Origin of the sequence: Superficieibacter sp. (genome assembly GCF_032071645.1) — a bacterium.
In the GTDB taxonomy this organism is placed as follows: domain Bacteria; phylum Pseudomonadota; class Gammaproteobacteria; order Enterobacterales; family Enterobacteriaceae; genus Superficieibacter.
This window is the reverse complement of the sequence record NZ_DAMAPU010000004.1, coordinates 43993-67904: the sequence shown is the minus strand read 5'-3', so window position 1 is coordinate 67904 and position 23912 is coordinate 43993. Positions and strand designations below refer to the sequence as shown.

Here is a 23912-nt window from a genome sequence, read left to right as displayed (position 1 = left end):
CTTTTGCGCGCTAACATTAGCGGATCTGCATTATTTTATCGTTTTTATTAAATGAGATGTTTTCCATGCGGGGTAAACGTAAAAAACCACGTCCGCAGACGTGGCTTTGCTCAGATGATGTCAATCTCTGCCACCGAGGGATAAATCCACGACGGGCGAAAAGGCATACTGTCGATGTCATCAATAGTCGATACGCCAGAGAGCACCAGAATCGTCTCCAGCCCGGCCTGAAAACCAGCGAGGATATCGGTGCGCAGATTATCGCCGACGATTACCGTCTGTTCGGAATGCGCCTGCATGGTATTCAGTGCCGCGCGGATGATCCACGGACTGGGCTTGCCAACGCAAAACGGCTTACGCCCGGAGATTTTTTCGATACCCGCGCAGAGCGCGCCGCAGGCGGGATAAAAACCGCGCCCGTGGGTGTCCGGGTTCGTGGCGATAAACCGCGCGCCGTTAGCCACAAAGAAAGCAGCCTTATGCATCATCTCCCAGTTATAGGAGCGGGTTTCGCCGACGATCACAAAGTCCGGGTTAACGTCGGTGATGGTAAACCCGGCTTTATATAATTCGTGGATCAGCGCGCCCTCGCCAACGACGTAGGCTTTTTTCCCTTCCTGACGGCGCAGGAAATCGGCGGTCGCCATTGCGGAGGTATAGAAAACGCTGTCAGGGACATTAATACCGGCGGTCGCAAACCGGTTCGCCAGATCCTGTCCGGTCTGCGAAGGGTAATTAGTCAGCAGCACCAGCGGCAGGCCTTTTTCCAGAATGCGCGTTAAGAACTCCGCTGCGCCCGGCACGGCGACGTTATCGTGCATCAGCACGCCGTCGATATCACAAATAATGTTCTGAATGGTCATGGACAACCTGTTTTCGGCAATAAGGTGACAATATATACCCGTCATACTTCAAATTGCAGGTGCGTTAGCTGCGTTCACTCACCCGAATCACTTACTACAGTAAGCTCATCGGGATTCGTTCTCTTGCCGCCTTCCTGCAAATTGAATTATTCAGGGTAGAGGTCAGGGTAGCGTTAACTTTCCAGCAGGCGCTGGAGCAAAATGCCGTTCAGCATGGCGCGTTTAACCAGCGCGAAAGCGCCAATCGCCGAACGGTGATCGAGGGTAGAGCGCACTACCGGCAGATTTTTACGGAATGCCTGCAGTGCCTGGGTATTAATGCAGCTTTCGATGGCGGGCAGGAGAATTTTTTCAGCCTCGACGATTTCCCCGGCGATCACCACTTTCTGCGGATTAAACAGGTTGATGGCAATCGCGATGGTTTTACCCAGGTGGCGTCCGACGTGTTCAATGACTTCCATCGCCAGCGCGTCGCCTTTATTCGCCGCTTTGCAGATGGCTTTAATATTGCACTCTTCCAGCTTCACCCGGCTTTGATGGCCTTTTTCCAGCAGTTGACGCACGCGCTGTTCAATAGCGGCGTTAGCGGCGATGGTTTCCAGACAGCCAAAATTGCCGCAGTGACAGCGCTCGCCCAGCGGATCGACCTGAATATGGCCGATTTCCCCAACGTTACCGTTGCGGCCGATGAAAATGCGCCCGTTGGAGATGATCCCCGCCCCGGTCCCGCGATGCACGCGCACAAGGATGGAGTCCGCGCTGTCCTGGCTTGCGCCAAAGTAATGCTCCGCCAGTGCGAGGCTGCGGATATCGTGGCCGACAAAACAGGTAATATTGAAGCGTTTTTCCAGCGCTCCGACCAGCGACCAGTTCTCTACCTGGATATGCGGCATATAGCGAATAATGCCGCTTTCTGGATCGACCAGCCCCGGCAGGATCACCGAAATGGCAATCAGTTCGCGAATTTTACGCTGGCAGGTGTCAATAAACAGGGCGATGGTGTTGAGCAGCGCGTGTTCCAGCGTCTCCTGGGTGCGCTCCGGCAGCGGATAGTGCTCTTCCGCCAGCACCTTACTGCTTAAATCATACAGCGTCAGCGTGGTGTCATAACGACCCAGGCGCACGCCGATAGCATGAAAGTTGCGGGTTTCAGTAACGATAGAGATAGCGCGGCGGCCTCCGGTCGAGGCCTGCTGATCCACTTCTTTGATCAAACCGCGTTCAATAAGCTGACGCGTGATTTTGGTCACGCTGGCGGGCGCAAGCTGGCTTTGCTCGGCGATCTGAATGCGCGAAATAGGCCCGTGCTGATCAATCAGGCGGTAGACAGCCGCACCGTTGAGCTGCTTAACGAGGTCAACATTACCAATCTGAGCTTGTCCGCCTGATGTCATACTTTTTCTTTACCCGTTGACGACCTCGTTACCATTAACGATGGTCTTAATGATTTTGTAATCGCGCGTGAAGGCGGTCAGGTTAGCGACCATTCCCGGTGCAATGCTGCCGAGCTGTTTGTCCACGCCGATGGCGCGAGCCGGATACAGCGTTGCCATACGCAGCGCTTCATCAAGCGCGATGTTGACGTGTTCCACCAGGTTGCGCACGCCTTCGATCATGGTCAGCGACGAGCCGCTCAGGGTGCCGTTTTCATCCACGCACAGTCCATTGCGGTAGTATATTGTTTTACCAGCAAAAATGAACTGGTCAATATCAGCGCCTGCGGGCGCGGTCGCATCCGTAACCAGACAAAGTTTATCGCCTTTAAGGCGTTTGGCGTTACGAATATTCACATAATCAACGTGTAAGCCATCGGCAATAATCCCGCACCACACGTCCGGCTCATCGAAAATGGCCCCAATCAGACCGGGTTCACGTCCGCTGATATAAGGCATTGCGTTGTACAGGTGGGTGGCGAAGGTGATCCCGGCGCGAAAGCCGCGTTTAGCTTCTTTTACCGTCGCATTGGAATGACCGGCGGAAACCACAATGCCCGACGCCGCCAGTTTGCTGATGACCTCTGGTGCAACCTGTTCCGGGGCAAGGGTGATTTTGGTGATGACATCGGCGTTTGCGCAGAGGAAATCGACCAGCGCGGCATCCGGCATCCGCACAAACTGCGGATTATGCGTGCCTTTCTTGACGATATTCAGCCACGGCCCTTCCAGATGCAGACCCAGCGCCTGATGCGGATGTTTCGCCAGGTACTCGCGCATCACGCGCACGCCCTGTTTCATCAGATCGTCGCTGGTGGTAATCAGCGTCGGCAGGTAGCTGGTGCAGCCCGATTTTTCATTGGCGCGCTGCATAATTTCAAGCGTTTCCACGCTTACGGCTTCTGCGGTGTCATTAAACTGTACGCCGCCGCAGCCATTAAGCTGGACATCAATAAAACCGGGGGAAACGATGGCTCCGTCCAGCGAACGCTGTTCGATATCCGGTGAGAGTTCTGCCAGCGGACAGAGACGTTCGATCAGGCCATTAGCGATGACAATCGCATGGTCATCAAGGATTTCGTGACCGGTATAAATCCGGCCGTGGGTTAATGCATACATGTCGACCCCCGGTGGTAAAAATTAACCGTCCCGCAGGACGGTAACGTCATTCTTACAGACCTTTGATATTTTCGGCTTCTAACTCGTTGAAGTATTTCAGCGTCTTCACTTTCAGTTCCATCGTGGATGGCTCATCGCACACCACAATTGCTTTCGGATGCAGTTGCAGGCAGCTAATGGTCCACATGTGGTTCACGTTGCCTTCAACCGCCGCCTGAAGCGCCAGCGCTTTCACATTGCCCAGCACCAGAATCATCACTTCCTCCGCATCCAGCAGGGTGCCAACGCCCACGGTCAGGGCATATTTTGGCACCTGATTGACGTCGTTATCAAAGAAGCGAGAGTTTGCCACGCGGGTGTCATGGGTCAGCGTTTTAATACGGGTACGCGATGCCAGAGAAGAAGCCGGTTCGTTAAACGCGATATGACCATCGTTGCCTACGCCGCCCATAAACAGGTGGATTTTGCCGTAAGAACGAATTTTTTCTTCATAACGACGACATTCTGCGTCAATATCCGGCGCGTTACCATTCAGCAGATTGATGTTTTCTGCCGGGATGTCAACGTGATCGAAAAAGTTGTGGTGCATAAAGCTGTAGTAGCTTTCCGGGTGTTCTTTCGGCAGGCCAACGTACTCGTCCATGTTAAAGGTCACAACATGCTTAAAGCTCACTTCGCCTGCTTTGTGCATCTCAACCAGCGCTTTATAAGCAGTCAGCGGGGTGCCACCGGTAGGCAGGCCAAGAATAAACGGGCGATCCGCAGTCGGTTTGAAGGCGTTGATGCGGTTAACGATGTGACGTGCTGCCCATTTTCCGACCTGATCGGCCGTTGCCAGTGGAATCAGTCTCATTTTTTCACCTCTGAAGTATAAGAAAAAAGTGTGCAGATTGAGCGTGTATCCAGTGATAAGAGTAATGCACTTTGCCACCGAGCGGGGTCAATCCGTTTTGATTTTTTGAATAATAAAATAAGTTTTGTCATGTGACCAGCGATATGGCGAAGTTAATACGATATTTGGTGATTGGAGTCACAAAAAAGAGGTGTTTAATTTGCGATACGAATTAATTTTCCAGACACTCATAAGCTAGGTGAATGTAAGTGATGGTTAGTATATTTATCTCACAATAAAAAGGCTGTTTTAAACAAGCCTTATCAGGGTCTCATAGGGGGAACAGGAATGAACATTTTAGGTTTTTTTCAGCGGCTGGGTAGGGCGTTACAGCTTCCCATCGCTGTTTTACCCGTCGCAGCGCTGCTGCTACGTTTCGGTCAGCCCGATCTGCTTAACGTGCCGTTTATCGCACAGGCAGGCGGCGCAATCTTCGATAATCTGGCGTTAATCTTTGCCATCGGCGTGGCGTCAAGCTGGTCGAAAGACAGCGCGGGCGCAGCGGCACTGGCGGGGGCGGTGGGCTATTTCGTACTGACCAAAGCTATGGTTACCATCAACCCGGAAATCAACATGGGCGTGCTGGCCGGTATCATCACCGGTCTGGTCGGCGGGGCAGTGTACAACCGCTGGTCCGATATCAAACTGCCGGACTTCCTGAGCTTCTTCGGCGGCAAACGCTTTGTGCCGATTGCCACGGGCTTCTTCTGCCTGATCCTGGCGGCGATTTTTGGCTACGTCTGGCCGCCGGTACAGCACGCAATTCATTCCGGTGGTGAATGGATTGTCTCTGCAGGCGCACTGGGTTCCGGTATCTTCGGCTTTATTAACCGTCTGCTGATCCCAACCGGCCTGCATCAGGTGCTGAATACTATCGCCTGGTTCCAGATTGGTGAATTTACCAACACGGCGGGCGTGGTGTTCCACGGTGACATCAACCGCTTCTATGCCGGTGACGGCACGGCCGGGATGTTTATGTCCGGCTTCTTCCCGATCATGATGTTCGGCCTGCCGGGTGCGGCGCTGGCGATGTACCTTGCTGCGCCGAAAGCGCGTCGTCCGATGGTGGGCGGTATGCTGCTGTCTGTGGCTATCACCGCGTTCCTTACCGGTGTTACCGAGCCGCTGGAATTCCTGTTCATGTTCCTGGCTCCTCTGCTGTATCTCCTGCACGCGCTGTTAACCGGGATCAGCCTGTTTGTGGCGACCGCGCTGAATATTCACGCGGGCTTCTCCTTCTCTGCGGGTGCCATCGACTATGCGTTGATGTACAACCTGCCCGCCGCCAGCAGCAACGTCTGGATGCTGATGGTCATGGGGCTGATCTTCTTCGCTATCTACTTCGTGGTGTTCAGCGCGGTGATCCGCATGTTCAACCTGAAAACGCCGGGTCGTGAAGATGAAGAAGTCAATATTGTTAAAGAAGAAGCGAACAGCAACACGGAAGAAGGCTTGACCCAACTGGCAACCAACTACATTGCGGCGGTTGGCGGTACGGATAACCTGAAAGCCATCGATGCCTGCATTACCCGTCTGCGTCTGAACGTGGTCGATTCTGCCCGCGTCAGCGATGCGATGTGTAAACGCCTCGGTGCGTCCGGGGTGGTGAAACTGAATAAACAAACCATCCAGGTCATTGTGGGGGCGAAAGCCGAATCGATCGGTGATGCGATGAAACGCGTGGTGGCACGTGGTCCGGTCGCGGCATCCGCAGCGGACGCCGCCGCTCCGACAGCAACAGTGGCAGCGGTTAAACCGCAGGCAGTTGCCAATGCCCGCGTGATTGCTGAACTGGTTTCGCCGATCACCGGTGAGATTGTGGCGCTGGAGCAGGTGCCGGATGAAGCTTTTGCCAGCAAAGCCGTCGGCGACGGCGTGGCGGTAAAACCGACGGATAAAATCGTGGTTGCACCTGCTGCGGGCACCATCGTGAAGATCTTCAATACCAACCACGCTTTCTGCCTGGAAACAGAAAACGGCGCGGAAATCGTGGTTCATATGGGCATCGACACCGTGGCGCTGAATGGTCAGGGCTTCAAGCGGCTGGTGGAAGAGGGCGCAACCGTGACCGCAGGCCAGCCGGTACTGGAACTGGATCTCGAGTTCCTCAACGCGAACGCGCGTTCGATGATTAGCCCGGTCGTATGCAGCAACAGCGACGATTATGCTGAACTGGTGCTGAAAGCGCAGGGTCAGGTTGTCGCCGGGCAAACGCCACTGTTTGAAATCAGAGGCTAACCGCTAACAGTAGCGTAAAGCGGCGGGGGAAACCTCCGCCGCTTTTTTTACCGCCATCCTCGCCATAATTCTTCTCCGTCACCCATTTAATAGTTGTCAGCCCGTCCTGCTTATAAGATCATACGCCGTTATACGTTGTTTATGCTTTGAGGAACCCGCGATGAGTGAGGCTGAAGCCCGCCCGACTAACTTTATTCGTCAGATTATTGACGAAGATCTGACCAGTGGTAAGCACACTACCGTTCATACCCGTTTTCCGCCGGAGCCGAATGGCTACCTGCACATTGGACATGCAAAATCCATCTGCCTGAACTTTGGCATCGCTCAGGATTATCAGGGCCAGTGCAATCTGCGCTTTGATGACACCAACCCGGCAAAAGAAGACATCGAATACGTTGAGTCGATCAAGAATGACGTGCAGTGGCTAGGTTTCCACTGGTCGGGCGACATTCGCTACTCCTCAAACTATTTTGATCAGCTGCATCAGTATGCGATTGAACTGATCAACAAAGGTCTGGCGTATGTTGACGAGCTGTCTGCCGATGAAATCCGTGAATATCGCGGCACGCTGAAAGAGCCAGGCAAAAACAGCCCGTATCGCGACCGCAGCGTGGAAGAAAACCTCGCGCTGTTCGAGAAAATGCGTACCGGCGGTTTTGAAGAAGGTAAAGCCTGCCTGCGCGCTAAAATCGACATGGCCTCGCCGTTTATCGTCATGCGCGATCCGGTTATCTACCGCATTAAGTTTGCCGATCACCATCAGACCGGCAGCAAGTGGTGCATCTACCCGATGTACGACTTCACCCACTGCATCAGCGATGCGCTGGAAGGCATTACTCATTCGCTGTGTACGCTGGAGTTCCAGGACAACCGTCGCCTGTACGACTGGGTGCTGGACAACATCACCATCCCGGTTCATCCGCGCCAGTACGAATTCTCGCGCCTGAATCTGGAATACACCGTGATGTCCAAGCGCAAGCTGAACCTGCTGGTCACTGACAAGCACGTTGAAGGCTGGGACGACCCGCGTATGCCGACTATCTCCGGCCTGCGTCGCCGGGGTTACACCGCCGCGTCAATTCGCGAATTCTGCAAGCGCATCGGCGTGACCAAGCAGGACAACACCATTGAAATGGCCTCGCTGGAATCCTGCATCCGCGAAGATCTGAATGAAAATGCCCCGCGCGCAATGGCGGTGATCGATCCGGTAAAACTGGTGATCGAAAACTACCAGGGCGAAAGCGAAATGGTCACCATGCCAAACCACCCGAATAAACCGGAAATGGGCAGCCGTGAAGTCCCGTTTAGCGCCGAAATCTGGATCGATCGCGCGGATTTCCGCGAAGAAGCCAACAAACAGTACAAGCGTCTGGTGCTGGGCAAAGAGGTGCGTCTGCGTAATGCTTATGTCATCAAAGCAGAGCGGGTGGAAAAAGATGCCGAAGGCAATATCACCACCATCTTCTGTTCTTATGATGCTGACACCCTGAGCAAAGATCCGGCTGACGGACGTAAAGTGAAAGGCGTTATTCACTGGGTCAGCGCCGCGCACGCGCTGCCGGTAGAAATTCGCCTCTACGACCGCCTGTTCAGCATTCCTAACCCTGGAGCAGCGGACGATTTCCTCGCCACCCTCAACCCGGAATCGCTGGTGATCAAACAGGGCTTTGCCGAGCCGGGTCTGAAAAATGCGCAGGCGGGTAAGGCTTATCAGTTCGAGCGCGAAGGCTATTTCTGCCTCGACAGCCGCTATGCCACGGCAGAGAAGCTGGTGTTTAACCGCACCGTAGGTCTGCGTGATACCTGGGCGAAAATCGGCGAATAAATTGTCGCTCTTGCTTTTAAAACGCCGCAGCTGCGGCGTTTTTACTTTCCTGCCTGCATAAAAAATCATAGTTATATTCGCGGCGCGAATTAATTCTCATTGACTTCCCCGATCATATTAATAACCGATAATATATTCCTCAAACTAATGTATTGGCTAATCATGCGCATACCTCGTCAGCACGGTATTCTTCGGCGCTGATATAAATGTTACAAGATGCGTTTAATTATGTGCGCTTCGTCATAATCCTGCATTTTACCCTTCTAAAAGTGTTGATAATTCGCGTCGCGAAAAATACTCTTTATGCCATCAGTCCGCCCACTTTTAGCGTGCTGCCTTGTAATTTTATTTTTTTATCGCCGCGTTAGTCGGCGTTTTTAAAGTCAAAGAGGATGAACTTATGCGTACGTTCAGTGGCAAACGTAGTACGCTGGCGCTGGCTATTGCCGGTGTCACCGCAATGTCTGGTTTTATGGCCGCATCGCAGGCCAGAGCTGAAGGGTTTATTGACGATTCCACCTTAACTGGCGGGATCTACTACTGGCAACGTGAGCGTGATCGTAAAGACGTCACCGACGAAGACAAATATAAAACCAACCTTTCGCACTCCACCTGGAACGCCAATCTTGATTTCCAGTCCGGTTATATCGCCGATATGTTCGGCGTTGATGTTGCCGCTTTTACCGCCATTGAAATGGCCGAAAACGGAGACAGCGCTCACCCGAACGAAATAGCGTTCTCTAAAAGTAATAAAGCCTATGACGAAAATTGGTCTGGCGATAAAAGCGGGATAAGCCTGTATAAAGCGGCGGCAAAATTCAAATACGGTCCGGCCTGGGCGCGGGCGGGTTATATTCAGCCAACCGGTCAGACGCTGCTGGCTCCACACTGGAGCTTTATGCCCGGCACCTATCAGGGGGCAGAAGCGGGGGCAAACTTTGACTACGGCGAAACCGGCGCGCTGAGCTTCTCGTATATGTGGACCAACGAGTACAAATCGCCGTGGCATCTGGAGATGGACAAATTCTACCAGAACGACCAGAAGACCAACGTCGATTACCTGCACTCCCTGGGCGCAAAATACGATTTCAAAAATAATTTTGTGCTGGAAGCGGCCTTTGGTCAGGCGGAAGGGTACATCGATCAGTATTTTGCCAAAGCCAGCTATAAAATCGATCTGGGCGGCAATCCGTTTACCACCAGCTATCAGTTCTACGGCACGCGCGATAAAGCCGATGACCATACCATTAACGATCTCTATGATGGCACGGCGTGGCTTCAGGCGCTGACCTTCGGTTATAAAGTGGCGGAAGTGGTGGATTTACGTCTGGAAGGCACCTGGGTGAAAGCGGACGGTCAGCAGGGCTACTTCCTGCAACGTATGACGCCGACTTACGCGTCTTCCAACGGTCGCCTTGATATCTGGTGGGATAACCGCTCTGACTTTAACGCCAACGATGAAAAAGCGGTGTTCTTCGGCGCGATGTACGATCTGAAAAACTGGGATCTGCCAGGCTTCGCGGTAGGCGCGTCTTATGTCTATGCCTGGGATGCTAAACCGTCCACCTGGCAGAGCAACCCCGACGCTTACTACGATAAAGACAGAAGCATCGAAGAGTCTTCGTACAGCCTGGATGCGGTCTATACCCTTCAGGACGGTCGGGCAAAAGGCACGATGTTCAAACTGCACTTTACCGAGTATGACAACCATTCTGACATTCCGAGCTATTCCGGCGGCTACGGCAACATCTTCCAGGATGAGCGCGACGTCAAATTTATGGTCATCGCCCCGTTTACCATCTTCTGACCGTCAGATGTGATGATAAAAAAACCAGCCGGATGGCTGGTTTTTTGTTTATTTGCTTACGCCGTCGTGAGCGTTGTCATCTTCCCGACAGTCGCCTTCCGCACAGTGCCCGTACAGGTAAAGGCTGTGGTTGGTAAGACGGATGCCGTGTTTCGAAGCAATCTCACGCTGGCGGGATTCAATAGAATCATCGCTGAATTCGATAACCTTGCCGCAGTCGAGGCAGATCAGGTGATCGTGGTGATGCTGCTGGGTCAGTTCAAAAACGGATTTGCCGCCTTCGAAATTATGGCGAGTCACAATGCCGGCATCGTCAAACTGGTTCAGTACCCGGTAGACGGTGGCCAGGCCAATCTCTTCGCCCATGTCAATGAGGCGTTTGTATAAATCTTCCGCACTGACGTGATGGTTGTCAGGCTCCTGAAGCACTTCCAGAATTTTTAACCGGGGAAGCGTGACTTTCAGGCCTGCCTTCTTTAATGCGGTATTGTTGTCAGTCATGCGGAATCTGTCCTGTTGCTATAAGATTCACTTCCTGGCAAGGAAGTATTTACAGAGAGTGCAACTGTCGTAACGCCTCTCATTATAGAACTGCGATGCCTGATTGAAAACTGCAAGTATCAGACAAAGTTAGCGTTTAAAACGAGGCACGGCCTGCAAAGTGGCGCACTGACCTCGTTAAATCAGTGGCTATTGTACAGGTATGTACTGAAAAGTTAAAAAAATGTAGCAATTATTTTGATTGCTTAAAACTATTAACAAGGCGCAGCCGCCGCTGCGCCTTTAATCATCAGGCGTTGATGATGTCTTTCAGGTGCAATTCTTCAGAAATCTGTTTTACCCACTGCTCTACGCGTTCAGCAGTCAGTTCTGGCTGGCGGTCTTCGTCAATCGCCAGGCCCACAAAGTGGTCGTCATCGACAAGACCTTTCGATGCTTCAAAATGGTAGCCAGCGGTCGGCCAGTGACCGACGATGGTCGCGCCGCGCGGTTCGATGATATCGCGGATGGTGCCTAACGCGTCGCAGAAGTATTCCGCGTAGTCTTCCTGATCGCCGCAACCAAACAGCGCTACCAGCTTACCGTTGAAGTCTACCTCTTCCAGCGTCGGGAAGAAGTCATCCCAGTCACACTGTGCTTCACCATAGTACCAGGTCGGGATGCCCAGCAGCAGAATGTCGTAACCGGCAAGGTCTTCTTTGCTGCTTTTGGCAATGTCATGCACATCGGCAACGTCCTTACCCAACTGCTTTTGAATCATCTTCGCGATATTTTCAGTGTTGCCTGTATCGCTGCCGAAAAAGATGCCTGTGATTGCCATGAGTGAAATAACCTCTTGATACTTATTGATATGGTGGTGGCGGATTGCACACGGATAAAGGCAATCATAGCAGAACAGAGAAGTACCCGGAAATAGCAATCGCGTCCGACTGCACTCTCTGCTACATGAAAGGGGATTCTGGACGACTTTTCAGACAATATCCTGCCCGCGCAGATGCGCAAGCTGAAGGAGCAACATTTCTTCGATCAGTTCACTGCGGCTGATTTCACGGGCTTCCGCCAGTTCGTTCAGCGCATCCACGGCATCGGCGTTAAGTTTTAACTCAACCCGCTTCAGGCCGCGCACTTTGTCACGCTTAAGCTGATTACGCTTATTGATGCGCAACTGTTCGTCACGCGAGAGGGGACTGGTTTTGGGTCTTCCCGGGCGACGCTCATTCGCGAACAGATCTATTGTCGTACGGTCCGTTTGTTCTTTTGCCATGATTCAGAGTGACTTCGGGGGAAACGAGCAGCCGGGCCTTTGCCCGGTTGAGTAGCGCGCCATCATACATCAGTGCAGCAGGCACGCCAACGTCCGCAAGCAATCTGGCGTACGGACGTTGGATTTTTAATCACTGCTGCTCGTTCAGATAGCGGCGGATGGCCCGCAGCACCGCGTCCGGTTTTTCAGCGTGCACCCAATGACCGGCTCCGGCAATGACGTGCGCTTTGGCCTGCGGGAATTGCGCCAGCAGCGCATCGCGGTATTCAGCGGTGACGTATGGCGAATTACCGCCGGGAACGAACAGCGCCGGGCGATCCCACGCCGGAACCGTTTCCCAGCCGACGATATGTGGATATTGCTCCCACAGTACCGGCACGTTAAAGCGCCATTCGCCGTCAACGAACGATTTCAGTAAAAACTGGATCACGCCTTCTTCAGCAATAATGTCGCGCATGACCGTCGCGGCCTGCTGGCGCGTGGTGCTGGCGGCAGCGGTGACGGCGTTAATGGCGGCAAAGATTTCATCATGGCGGCGGACCGCATAATTGACCGGGGCGATATCCAGCGCCACCAGGCCGTCAATGCGATCTTTTGCCAGCGCGGTCAGCGCCATTACCGCTTTGCCGCCCATCGAGTGACCAATAAAGGTGGCTTTATCAATAGATAAGTCGTCGAGCGTATCAAGCAGATCTTGCGCCATCGCCGGATAGTTCATTTCAGGCGAACGCGGGGAAAGGCCGTGGTTGCGCATATCGACCTGAACGACGTCATAGTCGCTCACCAGATCGCGGGCGAGAATGCCGAGATTATCCAGGCTACCAAACAGGCCGTGAACCAGAACCACCGGTGAAGAGGTAGTCGAATTTTGTGCAGATAGCGTGCGAGTGTTTAATTTCATGGTAAAGATCTTTTTTTCGCTCTGGCAGGTTAGGGTATCATGGTGAACATTCTGCCGCCCGGCTGCAAGCGTTCAGAAGTTTCCTGACTTTTGCGGTCATCCTGGCCTGACGCTATCCGCAGTTGAGATTTGACCTTATAATCTCAATAACTTGTACTCTTAATTATCGTACTGGATAAAGATGAAAACGATCGAAGTTGATGATGAACTCTATCGCTATATTGCCAGCCACACGCAGCACATTGGTGAGAGCGCATCCGACATTTTACGGCGCATACTGAAGTTTTCCGCCGCATCACAGCCTGCCACACCGGTGAATAAAGAGGTCACTTCCCCCGCGCCAGTGGTGGAGAAAAAACCGGTTAACTCTCCTAAAGATAACGTTCGCGCAATGCGTGAACTGCTGTTATCTGACGAATATGCAGAGCAACGCAAAGCGGTGAATCGTTTTATGCTGGTGCTGTCTACACTCTATTCACTGGACAGCAACGCATTCGCCGAAGCCACTGAATCCCTGCACGGTCGGACCCGCGTTTATTTCGCCTCCGACGAGCAGACGTTGCTGCAAAGCGGTAATCAGACTAAACCGAAACAGGTGCCGGGCACCCCCTATTGGGTGATTACCAATACCAATACAGGTCGTAAATGCGGCATGATTGAACATATCATGCAATCCATGCAGTTCCCGGCGGAACTGACAGAGAAGGTTTGCGGCACTATTTAACCCTTGCATCAGAAGGACCAGGCAATGGCAGTTCACAATCGTGCGGGCCAACCCGCACAACAGAGTGATTTGATCAACGTCGCCCAGCTTACCGCGCAGTACTATGTACTGAAGCCGGAAGCAGGCAACCCGGAGCATGCAGTAAAGTTTGGTACTTCCGGCCATCGTGGCAGCGCGGCACGTCACAGCTTTAACGAACCGCACATTCTGGCGATTGCCCAGGCCATCGCGGAAGAGCGCGCCAAAAACGGTATCACCGGTCCTTGCTATGTCGGCAAAGACACCCACGCGCTGTCTGAACCGGCATTTATCTCGGTTCTTGAAGTGCTGGCGGCAAACGGCGTCGATGTGATCGTTCAGCAGAATAACGGCTTTACGCCAACGCCTGCAGTATCGAACGCTATCCTGGTCCACAACAAAAACGGCGGCGCGCAGGCTGACGGCATCGTCATTACGCCGTCGCACAACCCGCCGGAAGATGGCGGCATTAAATACAACCCGCCTAACGGTGGCCCGGCCGATACCAACGTCACTAAAGTCGTGGAAGATCGCGCCAACGCGCTGCTGGCAGATGGCCTGAACGGCGTGAAGCGTATTACGCTTGATGCCGCGATGGCTTCCGGTCACGTGAAAGAGCGGGATCTGGTACAGCCGTTTATCGAAGGGCTGGCGGAGATCGTCGATATGGCGGCGATCCAGAAAGCGGGCCTGACGCTGGGCGTCGATCCTCTCGGCGGCTCCGGTATCGAATACTGGAAACGCATTGCCGAGCACTACACGCTGAACCTGACTATCGTTAACGATCAGGTCGATCAGACTTTCCGCTTTATGCATCTGGATAAAGACGGCGTGATCCGTATGGACTGCTCCTCTGAATCAGCGATGGCGGGGCTGCTGGCGCTGCGCGACAAATTCGATCTGGCCTTTGCGAACGACCCGGATTACGACCGTCACGGTATCGTCACTCCGGCAGGACTGATGAACCCGAACCATTATCTCGCGGTTGCGATCAACTACCTGTTCCAGCACCGCCCGCAGTGGGGCAAAGACGTTGCCGTGGGTAAAACGCTGGTGTCTTCAGCGATGATTGACCGTGTGGTGAACGATCTGGGTCGTAAGCTGGTAGAAGTGCCGGTCGGCTTTAAATGGTTTGTGGATGGCTTGTTCGACGGCAGCTTTGGCTTCGGCGGCGAAGAGAGCGCGGGCGCTTCCTTCCTGCGTTTCGACGGCACGCCGTGGTCCACGGACAAAGACGGCATCATTATGTGCCTGCTGGCGGCTGAAATTACCGCCGTCACCGGGAAAAACCCGCAGCAGCATTATGATGAGCTGGCAGAACGCTTCGGTGCACCGAGCTACAACCGCCTGGGGGCCAGCGCGACTTCCGCGCAGAAAGCCGCGCTGTCTAAGCTCTCGCCGGAAATGGTCAGCGCCGACACGCTGGCGGGCGATCCAATCACCGCGCGTCTGACCACCGCACCGGGTAACGGCGCATCTATCGGCGGTCTGAAAGTGATGACCGACAACGGCTGGTTTGCGGCGCGTCCGTCCGGTACCGAAGACGCCTATAAAATTTACTGTGAAAGCTTCCTCGGCGAAGAACACCGCAAGCTGATTGAGAAAGAAGCGGTAGAAATCGTCAGTGAAGTCCTGAAGAACGCCTGATCCGGCGACCTTCTTTATTAACGCCTCCTGCGGGAGGCGTTTTGCTGTCTGTAATGTGGGATCAAGACGAATTCTGCCTGACGGCTGCATCAAACAGCGCAAAAACCACCCGTTTCTCACAATTCGGGTATAATCGATCATCATATTCAAGTTCAAACCTTCGACAGCATGTCTGACAGCGATAACGTTGATGGCAGGAGCTTCCCTGCCCATGTTTTTTCACCGGGCCTGTTTGCTGGCAAAAAGGACATTTCACATCGACCTTAGTCATCAGAATTCCTTCGCTAAAAGCAGGTATTTTACCTGATATCACCGGATTGAATACATGACCCTGTTTGCCCGCTCTTCTATATCAGAGGACTTTAATAATTTTAGATAAATAATATATCCCACTTCGCACTATCACTAATGATATTGATAAAATCCAAGAATACAATGCAAAATATGGTAATATCATTGCTACTACAATACTTGACCATAAATTATTCATCATAAAGTGAGGTGATATTAACATGGTCAAAAAGAAGAAGCTTATCGCAGAGGAAATATAAGGGGTTATGATGCAAGTGATCATATCAACAGCAAAATATTTTGTAAAGCACAATAAAAAACCGAGCGCTATCAAAATGTAGAAAACAAACAAAATGTAATAAGTATATTGATTGAATATTTTAAACACATGATCTTTTGCAATAACAAAATGAATAATTATCGAGCAGCCCAGCAATAACAACTTTATTACTCTCATAACATCTATCCGTTAGTATACTGGAGATATGAAAAGTGAACCAAACGGATCCTTAGGCCTGGGGTATAGAAGCTCATTCATGGCATCCCCCATCCCCCAAGGTGTTCTGATTGATCCTAATTTTTTAAAAGGGCCGATGCCATTTAAAACACTGCTAGAACACAACGCACAATTAAGCGGCGAGCATCCCCCTTGCTCATCTATAGCATCTCTAATTTTTTTATCATCGTCTGAGGTCAGCTCGAAACTGTACACTTTAACATCCGGACCATCCGCATATTGATATTTTAAATAATTATTCAAGTTGGCATCCCTTCCCATAAACGTGCCTCCGCTGCCTGAAGGTATTCCTTCAGGTGTCATATAAGAACCACCAGGATCATACAATAATTCACTATCCCCAGATCCCATATGTAAACCGACATGTCCTATTCCATTATTATTCACAATGACATCTACTTTATCTAAGCCATAAGGGTCTATATATCTAACCGGGTTCAAGGGGTATTTATATAAATTCCATCCGCCCCGCAACCCAATCGGGTCCAGGGTGATGTACCTTCCCTGTAACGGGTTATAATACCGGTGCCGGTTGTAGTACAGCCCCGACTCCTCATCATACTGCTGGCCCGGGAGCCGGATGAGCTGTTGCTGATTGTCAAGATTATCCTCCGCAGCACATTACCCCACGCATCTATATTCCGCTAACCATTTAGTTTTTCCGACATGATAGCACTAGGTCCCGATGATCGCTGTGATATAGGTGGATTTTTCCTTTCCAGGATACATACTTTATTCATCTACTTGACCATCAGTTCTGTAAGTATGATCATAAAAACTGCCACCAATATTCATTAATAATTTCTTCTAGCTCTTCAACGTAAAAACCCGTATAAATATCACTATTAGAAAAAATAAAATCAAGAAATAAAGCAACGCATTTAAATTGCATTTCATTCATCTGAGTGAAAATCAATGATGTTGTAGAGTTTTTTGTATAATCTAACCCTGAAAAAATATCAACAATTAATCCATTTATATCGTTGCTCCATTCATCACTAATGATATGAAGCATGAATGCTGGTAAGTAATAAAGAAATGCCTTTGGTGTTAAAAATTCAATTGATGACTGAACTTCTCCGTGAGAGTAAAAAAAACTATCGCTAAAAGAATTCCATTTATGTCCATTATATAGATTATAAACAGCCATGTAATCTGGCATATTAGGTGGATACGCACCTAAGACAATATTATCATCACCGGGATATTCTGTGCTATCGAATGCCGTCAAAATTAACTCTCGCAAAGATTTAGTACATTCTATTTTTTTCATTCCATACACTCACTATATTCTTTCCAAGCGTCAATAGCCTGATTTCGGTGTGTAAGATCACCTCCAGCAAAACATTGTTTATTGATCTTGTCACGAGCCATACCACATTGTCTATTCACTTCAGCTATTGCCGAACGAATTGAGGGAGACTTAATACCTTTACATGATGTAGGAGTCTGTTTACCTTTACACCATCCATCTACCTCCTGCTGCATCTTTTTTTGATCGTAAGGATCACAATCTCCCGGAGGCTGCATATTTAAAACATTAGGACTGACTTTTGATCCTGATTTATCATAAACATTTGTATTTAATATTGTGCTAACTTCCCTTCCTCCGTTAGATGAGCTAGCCTGCATTTGTTGTCCGGCTATAGATGCTGATAAACCCAATCCTACAAGTATTGCTTCACACCCTGATAAGCGCCAGCGGCGCCCGGTTGTCTTCGCTGATTTCTCTGTAACTTCACTCTTTAATATGTTCATTTATTAGTTCATATATACTCAAATATTTTCCAATTCTGGCAACATCCGCAGCTGTTTGCCCGAATTCATTTTTTATCAAAGGATTTGCATTCAGCTCCAGCAAGACCTTTACAGAATCAAGTGCTCCTCGCATTGCAGCTTGGTGTAATGGTGTATTCCCTAAGTCACCAATAGCGTTTATATTTGCACCAACGGATATCAAAAAATATATATCTTCAATATTACCTTTCCTTGCCGCAATGTGTAGCATTGTATCGTCTACTGAGCCAGGTTGATTGATATCCAACAGTTCCATCCCTAAAAATTCGGCATGTTCTTTATATTTATCAATTAAATTTTTAATTTTTAATTTCTTTGCTTTCTTCATTTTGTACATTTTTTATTATGTTCTTCTTTTAAATTATTCAAGCGCTGCCGCCAACCATCAAGTTTTTCATCATGACGACCGGGCAACCATCTGGAATCCCAATTTTCATATAAATTGATACACTCCTTTGAGTGACCTATTTTCTTGGATAATGATGAGCATTCGTTACTTCCTGGTGGCGGGGGGGTATCACAAAACATTTTTGCATGTTCATATTCACTTTGTCTTCCATCATCCCAAAACGAACTACCACTTTGCCCTGAAGAATTAGATGAATTAACCTGCATTTGTTGTCCTGCTATAGATGCCGACAAACCCAACCCTACAAGAATTGCTTCACACCCTCCCGCAGCACAAACACCAGGAATTACCATCCATACAATCAGTCCCAACGGATCTATATCTGCGACTGGATTTAACGGATACGTATAAGGATTCCATCCGCCCCGCAACCCAATCGGGTCCTGGGTGATGTACCTTCCCTGTAACGGGTCATAATACCGGTGCCGGTTGTAGTACAGCCCCGACTCCTCATCGTACTGCTGGCCCGGGAGCCGGATGAGCTGCTCCAGATTATGCGGGTTATCCTCATTCAGCAGGTTGCCCCACTCATCATACTCCGCCCGCCATGCCGTGCTCCCGTCCGGGCTGACAAGCGCCAGCGGCAGGCCCCGGTGGTCGCAGTGGTACAGGTGGATTTTTCTCTCCGGGATGTGTTCCGGCTCCAGCTGCGCGGCCAGCCGGTTGCCCGCCGGGTCGGTGGCATACGGGATACTGATGTCCAGGTCCGCGGCGAGGGTACGTACCCCGGCCAGCCTCCCCGTGGCGCTGTAACGGTACTCCCTGGTCTGGTCCGGGCCGCTGATGCGGATGAGCTGCCCGTTATCATTCCACGTGTATTCGCGGTCAGATTGCGGAAGGTTCAGGTGCTGACTCTGCAGCCGGCCCGGGAGGATGTACGCCGAGGTCTGTTCGTATCCGGCGGTACTGTCCGCGCCGGTCCCGAAGCGGCGTACCGTCTCGCGGTGCAGGCGGTCACGCGTGAACTCAGCCAGCGGGATGTCGCCGAGCTTCATCCCCGCCAGATACCCGGAGCCGTAGGTCAGCCACGCCACCGGCGGCAGGCCGTCCGGCACCAGCCGGGTTGCCAGGCCCCGGTCGCTGTAGCCGTGCGTCGTCTCATGCGTCCAGAGCAGGTTCCCCGTCTCCGGGTTGTGCACCGTCTGGCGCTCGCTGATGAGGCGGCCTTTGACATAACACGCTCCTTTGTTTTTCAGCGGCCGGGCACTGTTGATGAAATGCCGGGAAATCCGTTTGCCGTCAGCCTGCTGCGCAATATGCGGCAGCAACAGTAATACTGAAACCGGTAATATATAAACAGTTAATAAAATTCGTTAAAGTATTCGGAATATAAATAAAAGGACGGCTGATAATTAATTATGCCTGCGGCACTGCATGAAGTCACGAAATATCAAACAATATTTTGTGTAGCCCGAGGGGAAGATAAGAACAGGAGATGAGTGAATAATGAAAATAGTAAATATACATATAAAATCAATCGGAATTATTAATATAATGCATATATAATGAATTTGGATATTATAATTAAACTTATATCATTGCCTTTTTTGATATTTATTAACGTCACTTTGTAATGACGGCGAGAGTGAACTGAACACGCCATACGATCGTGAAAATATTGTCGAACCCATGAATCCGTCGCGTATCATGCACTGGTCAGACTGATTTTGAAAAGCATAAGATTAGCAGTCTGAGAGGCCCCTCGCGGAGCCTCCACCTCATCATCAGCCGTGCTTATTCTTCATTTCAAAGCGTGGTGAGACCAGACCGTACAGCGTCCAGCCCATAAAGGTCACGATTGCTCCGTACAGCATGGCTTCTTCCCCGGACGAGTAAAGCGCGTAGAAGCTATAAACCGCGCCGATAAACGCCACCACGTTGGCCACTTTGGCTTTCTTCGGATCGACCTTTGCCACCTTCTGAATAATCACCAGCGCCGCCATCGACAGGATATACGGGATAATATTGGTGACGACCGCCAGGTTGACCAGCACGTTGAACTGGCTGTTCAGCGAAGGGCTGATGGTCATCAGCGACAGCCCGCTCTGGAAAATCACAATCGCCAGCATCCCCTGAACCGGGGCGTCGGCTTTATTGAGCCGCGAGAAGATCTTCGGGAAATAGCCTTCATCCGCAGAAGATTTAAACACCTGCGCAATGGTGAACTGCCAGCCGAGCAGGGAGCCGCAGCAGGACATCACCATCAGACCCATAATGACCTTGCCGACGCCGGGGGTGAACATCTGGGCAAACGCCACGCCGAACGGGGCGGTGGAGTTTGCCAGATCCATATTCGGCACGATCCCGGCGATCACGTTAGTGGAGACAATATAAATGGCCGCTGCGCCCAGCGTCCCGCCAAGTACCGCAATCGGCACGTTGCGTTCCGGGTTTTCCACGACGTCCGTATTCGCGCAGGCCGACTCCAGACCGAGAAAAGCCCACAGCGTCATAGCAATGGAAGAGCCTACGGCGCTGAAGAACGGCACGTTGTGCGGATTCCAGGATTCAGCGTACATCGTCGGGCTGAACCAGAACCAGCCGATAATGCACAGACCCACCACCGGAATAATCACTCCCCAGATAGTGACGCTACTCAGTTGCCCGGTGATCCGCGCCCCGCCAAAATTGGCGACGGTGCAAATCCACAGCACGCCGATGGTCGCCAGCCCGATTTGCACCGGGCTTAAGGCGAGGCCAAACAACTCCGTGCCATAGCCGACGGCGGAAATAGCAATCGCCACGTTGGCAATCAGCAGCGAAACCCCGTAGGTATAGTTCGCCATAAAGTTGCCGGATTTGCCAAAGGCGTATTCCGCATAGCCGCCCATGCCGCCCGATTTACGGCTGAACATCCCGCATTTGGCGAATGCCCATGCCAGCGCCATTGACCCGACGGCGGTGACCAGCCAGGAAATAATCGAAATGGTGCCCACTTCGGCGAGTTTGGTGGGCAGCATGATGATGCCCGATCCCATCATGTTGACCATTGTCAAAATGGTGAGCTGAACCACGCCCATTTTATTGGACTTACTCATAATTTTTCTCCTTTCAGCAGCGGGCCACGCTCAACGGCTTTAATGACGTTGCACCAGACCTGTTTACGTCCGTCCTGCTCCTTGAGGTAGACCCCCTGAAGTTCAGGCGCAAAGCCCGGCAGTAAATTGATGCCTTCCTCCAGCGCGCTGAAATAGCGCAGTACCGCACCGCCCCAGATTTCACCGGGAACCACGCAGAGCACCCCTGGCGGGTAGGGGAGCGCACCTTCGGCGGCAATGCGTCCTTCGGCCTGCGGCAGGCGCACCAGTTCGACTTCGCCGCGAATAAAGGCGTAGTTGGCGTCCTGTGGATTCATGCTGACGCGCGGAAAATGTTCCTTGCGGAACATCTCTTTTTGCAGCTGTTTCACATTGTGGCGGGTATAGAGATCGTGCATCTCCTGGCACAGCTGGCGCAGGGTATAGCCCTCGTAGCGCTGCTGATACTGGCGGTAAAGTGACGGCAGTACCTCTTCCAGCGGCGCATCCGTCTCCAGCAGTTTTTCAAAACGTACCAGCAGCGCGACAAGCTGTTGCAGCTTGGCCATATCTTCCGCCGGGGTCAGCAGGAACAGAATCGAGTTGAGATCGCATTTTTCCGGGATAACGCCGTTCTCACGCAGGAAGTTAGCGAGGATGGTTGCAGGTACGCCAAAGGCTTCGTACTCGCCGCTGGCGGTATCAATGCCCGGCGTGGTCAGCAGCAGTTTGCAGGGATCGACAAAATACTGATGCTCAGCGTAGCCTTCAAACGCGTGCCAGTGTTCACCGGGCACAAAATGGAAGAAGCGCAGATCGTTAGCGATATCAGCGGTCGGCCAGCACTGCCACGCTTTGCCGTCGATCTGTTCCGGGACAAACGGGCGGATGTCATTGCAGTTATCAAGGATCAGCTTGCGGGCGTCGATGCCGTGCGCCACGCAGTCCATCCACATATTGCGGCCGCATTCGCCCTCGTGCATCCGGGCATTGATATCCAGCGCGGCAAACAGCGGATAAAACGGGCTGGTGGAGGCGTGCATCATGAAGGCGTTGTTCAGGCGTTTATGCGGAACGTAACGCGACTGGCCCTTAATATGGCTGTCTTTTTTATGGATCTGCGAGGTCTGGGAGAAGCCTGCCTGCTGCTTGTGGACCGACTGGGTAACCAGAATGCCCGGATCGTTTTCATTCAGATCCAGCAGCAGCGGGGAACAATCCGCCATCATCGGAATAAACTGCTCGTAGCCGACCCACGCCGAGTCAAACAGGATGTAATCGCACAGGTGGCCGATTTTATCCACCACCTGACGGGCGTTGTAAATGGTGCCATCGTAGGTGCCGAGCTGGATCACCGCCAGGCGGAACGGACGCGCGTCGTGGGCGCGCTGCGGCGCGACTTCAGCGATCAGTTCGCGCATATAGCGCTCTTCAAAACAGTGCGCGTCAATGCCGCCGATAAATCCATAAGGGTTACGCGCGGTTTCCAGATACACCGGAGTTGCGCCCGCCTGAAGCAGCGCGCCGTGGTGATTCGATTTATGGTTATTGCGGTCAAACAGCACCAGATCGCCCGGCGTCAGCAGCGCGTTGAGCACCACTTTGTTGGCCGATGAGGTGCCGTTGAGCACGAAGTAAGTTTTATCCGCGTTAAACACCTTCGCGGCGTGCTGCTGCGCCACGCAGGGCGCGCCTTCGTGGATCAGTAAATCGCCCATCGCGACGTCCGCATTACACAGATCTGCCCGAAACAGCGTCTCGCCAAAAAACTCGACAAACTGATTGCCGGACGGATGGCGGCGGAAGAACTCCCCGCCTTGATGTCCGGGGCAGTCAAACGCGCTGTTGCCCTGTTTGATATAGTCCACCAGCGCCCGGAAAAAGGGCGGGCGCAGCTGGGTTTCATACTTCTGCGCGGCGGCCTCCAGCTGGCGGCCATAAAATTCGATGCGCGTTTCGTCGTATTCAAACACGCCCTGAATGCGTGACAGGTACTCTGCCGGAACGCGCTCTTCGCTATTAATGGCGATGAATACCGGAATGTGATAACCGGTGGCGTCAATTTCATCGAGCTTACCGCATTCCACATCGTCAATGGTCAATATGATGGCGGCGACGTCAATAAAGTGGGTGGCGGAGGTATTCACTATTTCACGCTGGGTAGAAAAACAATCAGGGCAAGAGCGACTCACAGCAATTTTTAATTGTGACATTTGTTATTCCTTTATTTTTGGTAATAGCAATCCCTCAATTTCTTTCAGGTAAAGAAACTGATTATTCCGGGAAAAAAAGCAATGCGTATTTGCTGATAAAAAATCAGTGCATAACTTTTTCTGGGTGTCATAAATCCTGCCGGTCCGGTCACCAGCAATACAGGATTTATCGGGAGTAAGCGCGGTTCGCTACAGGTAACAGACTGTATTAAAAGCCTTAAGGTTAGCTGTGCGCGGAAGCGCCGATGTCAGATGACTATCGGGCATTAAAGAAGTGAAAATCAAAACTATTGCGGTGGGCAAACATCATAATATGCGTTGTCCGCCTTATATGTGGCATAATTCGGCTATTGTTTTCCATTTTATTCACCATTCATATGTTCATTGAAGGTGTGCACATTTTATCTGGAAAAACGGTATTAACTGTGAAGTGTGT

The 23912-nt window shown here is 51.6% G+C and carries 20 protein-coding genes and 4 pseudogenes; 6 read left to right on the top strand and 18 right to left on the bottom strand.

Annotated elements, in window-relative coordinates; translation table 11 throughout:
• Positions 1-110: 110 nt before the first annotated feature.
• The 4 genes from RT197_RS09405 to nagB form a co-directional block, all read right to left on the bottom strand.
• Positions 111-863, bottom strand: a complete 753-nt coding sequence (locus RT197_RS09405; RefSeq protein ID WP_312949641.1) for an HAD-IIA family hydrolase — start codon at positions 861-863, stop codon at positions 111-113.
• Positions 864-1036: 173 nt separating this feature from the next.
• On the bottom strand, positions 1037-2257 hold the full coding sequence (locus tag RT197_RS09400; protein ID WP_312949639.1) for an N-acetylglucosamine repressor: 1221 nt from the start codon (positions 2255-2257) through the stop codon (positions 1037-1039).
• A 9-nt stretch (positions 2258-2266) separates the two neighbouring features.
• Positions 2267-3415, bottom strand: coding sequence for an N-acetylglucosamine-6-phosphate deacetylase (gene nagA, locus RT197_RS09395; protein WP_312949637.1), 1149 nt, complete (start codon positions 3413-3415; stop codon positions 2267-2269).
• 52 nt (positions 3416-3467) lie between these two features.
• Positions 3468-4268 (bottom strand): glucosamine-6-phosphate deaminase, encoded by an 801-nt coding sequence (gene nagB, locus RT197_RS09390; RefSeq protein ID WP_312949636.1) that lies wholly within the window; start codon positions 4266-4268, stop codon positions 3468-3470.
• 327 nt (positions 4269-4595) lie between these two features.
• Between nagB and nagE the strand changes: the two genes are divergently transcribed.
• The 3 genes from nagE (at position 4596) to chiP (ending at position 10177) form a co-directional block, all read left to right on the top strand.
• Positions 4596-6545, top strand: coding sequence for a PTS N-acetyl glucosamine transporter subunit IIABC (gene nagE, locus RT197_RS09385; RefSeq protein ID WP_312949633.1), 1950 nt, complete (start codon positions 4596-4598; stop codon positions 6543-6545).
• 160 nt (positions 6546-6705) lie between these two features.
• Positions 6706-8370 (top strand): glutamine--tRNA ligase, encoded by a 1665-nt coding sequence (glnS, locus tag RT197_RS09380; RefSeq protein ID WP_312949631.1) that lies wholly within the window; start codon positions 6706-6708, stop codon positions 8368-8370.
• A gap of 400 nt (positions 8371-8770) precedes the next feature.
• On the top strand, positions 8771-10177 hold the full coding sequence (chiP, locus tag RT197_RS09375; protein ID WP_312949629.1) for a chitoporin ChiP: 1407 nt from the start codon (positions 8771-8773) through the stop codon (positions 10175-10177).
• A 48-nt stretch (positions 10178-10225) separates the two neighbouring features.
• On the opposite strand, the gene fur is transcribed toward chiP, so the two are convergent.
• The 4 genes from fur to ybfF all read right to left on the bottom strand — a co-directional run bounded on the left by fur (position 10226) and on the right by ybfF (position 12843).
• Complete coding sequence (gene fur, locus RT197_RS09370; protein ID WP_312949627.1) at positions 10226-10678, bottom strand: ferric iron uptake transcriptional regulator; 453 nt, start codon at positions 10676-10678, stop codon at positions 10226-10228.
• A gap of 289 nt (positions 10679-10967) precedes the next feature.
• Positions 10968-11498 (bottom strand): flavodoxin FldA, encoded by a 531-nt coding sequence (gene fldA / locus RT197_RS09365; RefSeq protein WP_312949624.1) that lies wholly within the window; start codon positions 11496-11498, stop codon positions 10968-10970.
• Positions 11499-11648: 150 nt separating this feature from the next.
• Positions 11649-11942, bottom strand: coding sequence for a LexA regulated protein (gene ybfE, locus RT197_RS09360; RefSeq protein ID WP_312949621.1), 294 nt, complete (start codon positions 11940-11942; stop codon positions 11649-11651).
• Positions 11943-12072: 130 nt separating this feature from the next.
• On the bottom strand, positions 12073-12843 hold the full coding sequence (ybfF, locus tag RT197_RS09355) for an esterase (protein WP_312949619.1): 771 nt from the start codon (positions 12841-12843) through the stop codon (positions 12073-12075).
• A 181-nt stretch (positions 12844-13024) separates the two neighbouring features.
• On the opposite strand from ybfF, the gene seqA reads away from it, so the two are divergent.
• Both seqA and pgm read left to right on the top strand, forming a co-directional pair.
• Positions 13025-13567: a replication initiation negative regulator SeqA gene (seqA, locus tag RT197_RS09350; protein ID WP_312949617.1), complete on the top strand. Its 543-nt coding sequence runs from the start codon at positions 13025-13027 to the stop codon at positions 13565-13567.
• 24 nt (positions 13568-13591) lie between these two features.
• Complete coding sequence (pgm, locus tag RT197_RS09345; RefSeq protein ID WP_312949615.1) at positions 13592-15232, top strand: phosphoglucomutase (alpha-D-glucose-1,6-bisphosphate-dependent); 1641 nt, start codon at positions 13592-13594, stop codon at positions 15230-15232.
• 138 nt (positions 15233-15370) lie between these two features.
• Here the strand turns inward: pgm and RT197_RS21990 are convergent.
• From RT197_RS21990 to speF, 9 genes and pseudogenes are all read right to left on the bottom strand, one after another.
• Positions 15371-15503, bottom strand: a pseudogene (locus tag RT197_RS21990) (IS1 family transposase); the annotation flags it as partial.
• Between the two features lie 489 nt (positions 15504-15992).
• Positions 15993-16427 carry a hypothetical protein gene (locus RT197_RS09340; protein WP_312949613.1) on the bottom strand — a complete coding sequence of 145 codons (435 nt, stop codon included), beginning with the start codon at positions 16425-16427 and terminating at the stop codon, positions 15993-15995.
• Positions 16407-16752, bottom strand: a pseudogene (locus tag RT197_RS09335) (RHS repeat-associated core domain-containing protein); the annotation flags it as partial. The gene RT197_RS09340 and the pseudogene RT197_RS09335, both read right to left, overlap by 21 nt.
• 57 nt (positions 16753-16809) lie before the next feature.
• A complete protein-coding gene (locus RT197_RS09330; protein ID WP_312949610.1) occupies positions 16810-17313 on the bottom strand; it encodes a DUF6714 family protein in 504 nt (167 codons plus the stop codon).
• Positions 17310-17798, bottom strand: coding sequence for a hypothetical protein (locus tag RT197_RS09325; protein ID WP_312949608.1), 489 nt, complete (start codon positions 17796-17798; stop codon positions 17310-17312). Before RT197_RS09325 ends, RT197_RS09330 begins: the two co-directional genes overlap by 4 nt.
• On the bottom strand, positions 17779-18165 hold the full coding sequence (locus tag RT197_RS09320; protein ID WP_312949606.1) for an ankyrin repeat domain-containing protein: 387 nt from the start codon (positions 18163-18165) through the stop codon (positions 17779-17781). The genes RT197_RS09325 and RT197_RS09320 overlap by 20 nt, the downstream gene beginning before the upstream one ends.
• Positions 18162-19361: pseudogene (locus RT197_RS09315) on the bottom strand (RHS repeat-associated core domain-containing protein); the annotation flags it as partial. The gene RT197_RS09320 and the pseudogene RT197_RS09315, both read right to left, overlap by 4 nt.
• Positions 19362-19970: 609 nt before the next feature.
• Positions 19971-21284 (bottom strand): putrescine-ornithine antiporter, encoded by a 1314-nt coding sequence (gene potE, locus RT197_RS09310; protein WP_312949604.1) that lies wholly within the window; start codon positions 21282-21284, stop codon positions 19971-19973.
• Positions 21281-23416: pseudogene (speF, locus tag RT197_RS09305) on the bottom strand (ornithine decarboxylase SpeF); the annotation flags it as partial. The pseudogene speF and the gene potE, both read right to left, overlap by 4 nt.
• Between speF and RT197_RS09300 the strand changes: the two are divergent.
• The gene (locus RT197_RS09300) at positions 23358-23528 is read left to right on the top strand and encodes a hypothetical protein (protein WP_312949601.1); all 171 of its coding nucleotides are present in this window, start codon (positions 23358-23360) and stop codon (positions 23526-23528) included. The pseudogene speF and the gene RT197_RS09300 overlap by 59 nt on opposite strands.
• A gap of 204 nt (positions 23529-23732) precedes the next feature.
• On the opposite strand, the gene speFL is transcribed toward RT197_RS09300, so the two are convergent.
• Positions 23733-23837 carry a leader peptide SpeFL gene (gene speFL, locus RT197_RS09295; RefSeq protein ID WP_148872342.1) on the bottom strand — a complete coding sequence of 35 codons (105 nt, stop codon included), beginning with the start codon at positions 23835-23837 and terminating at the stop codon, positions 23733-23735.
• Between the last annotated feature and the right edge of the window lie 75 nt (positions 23838-23912).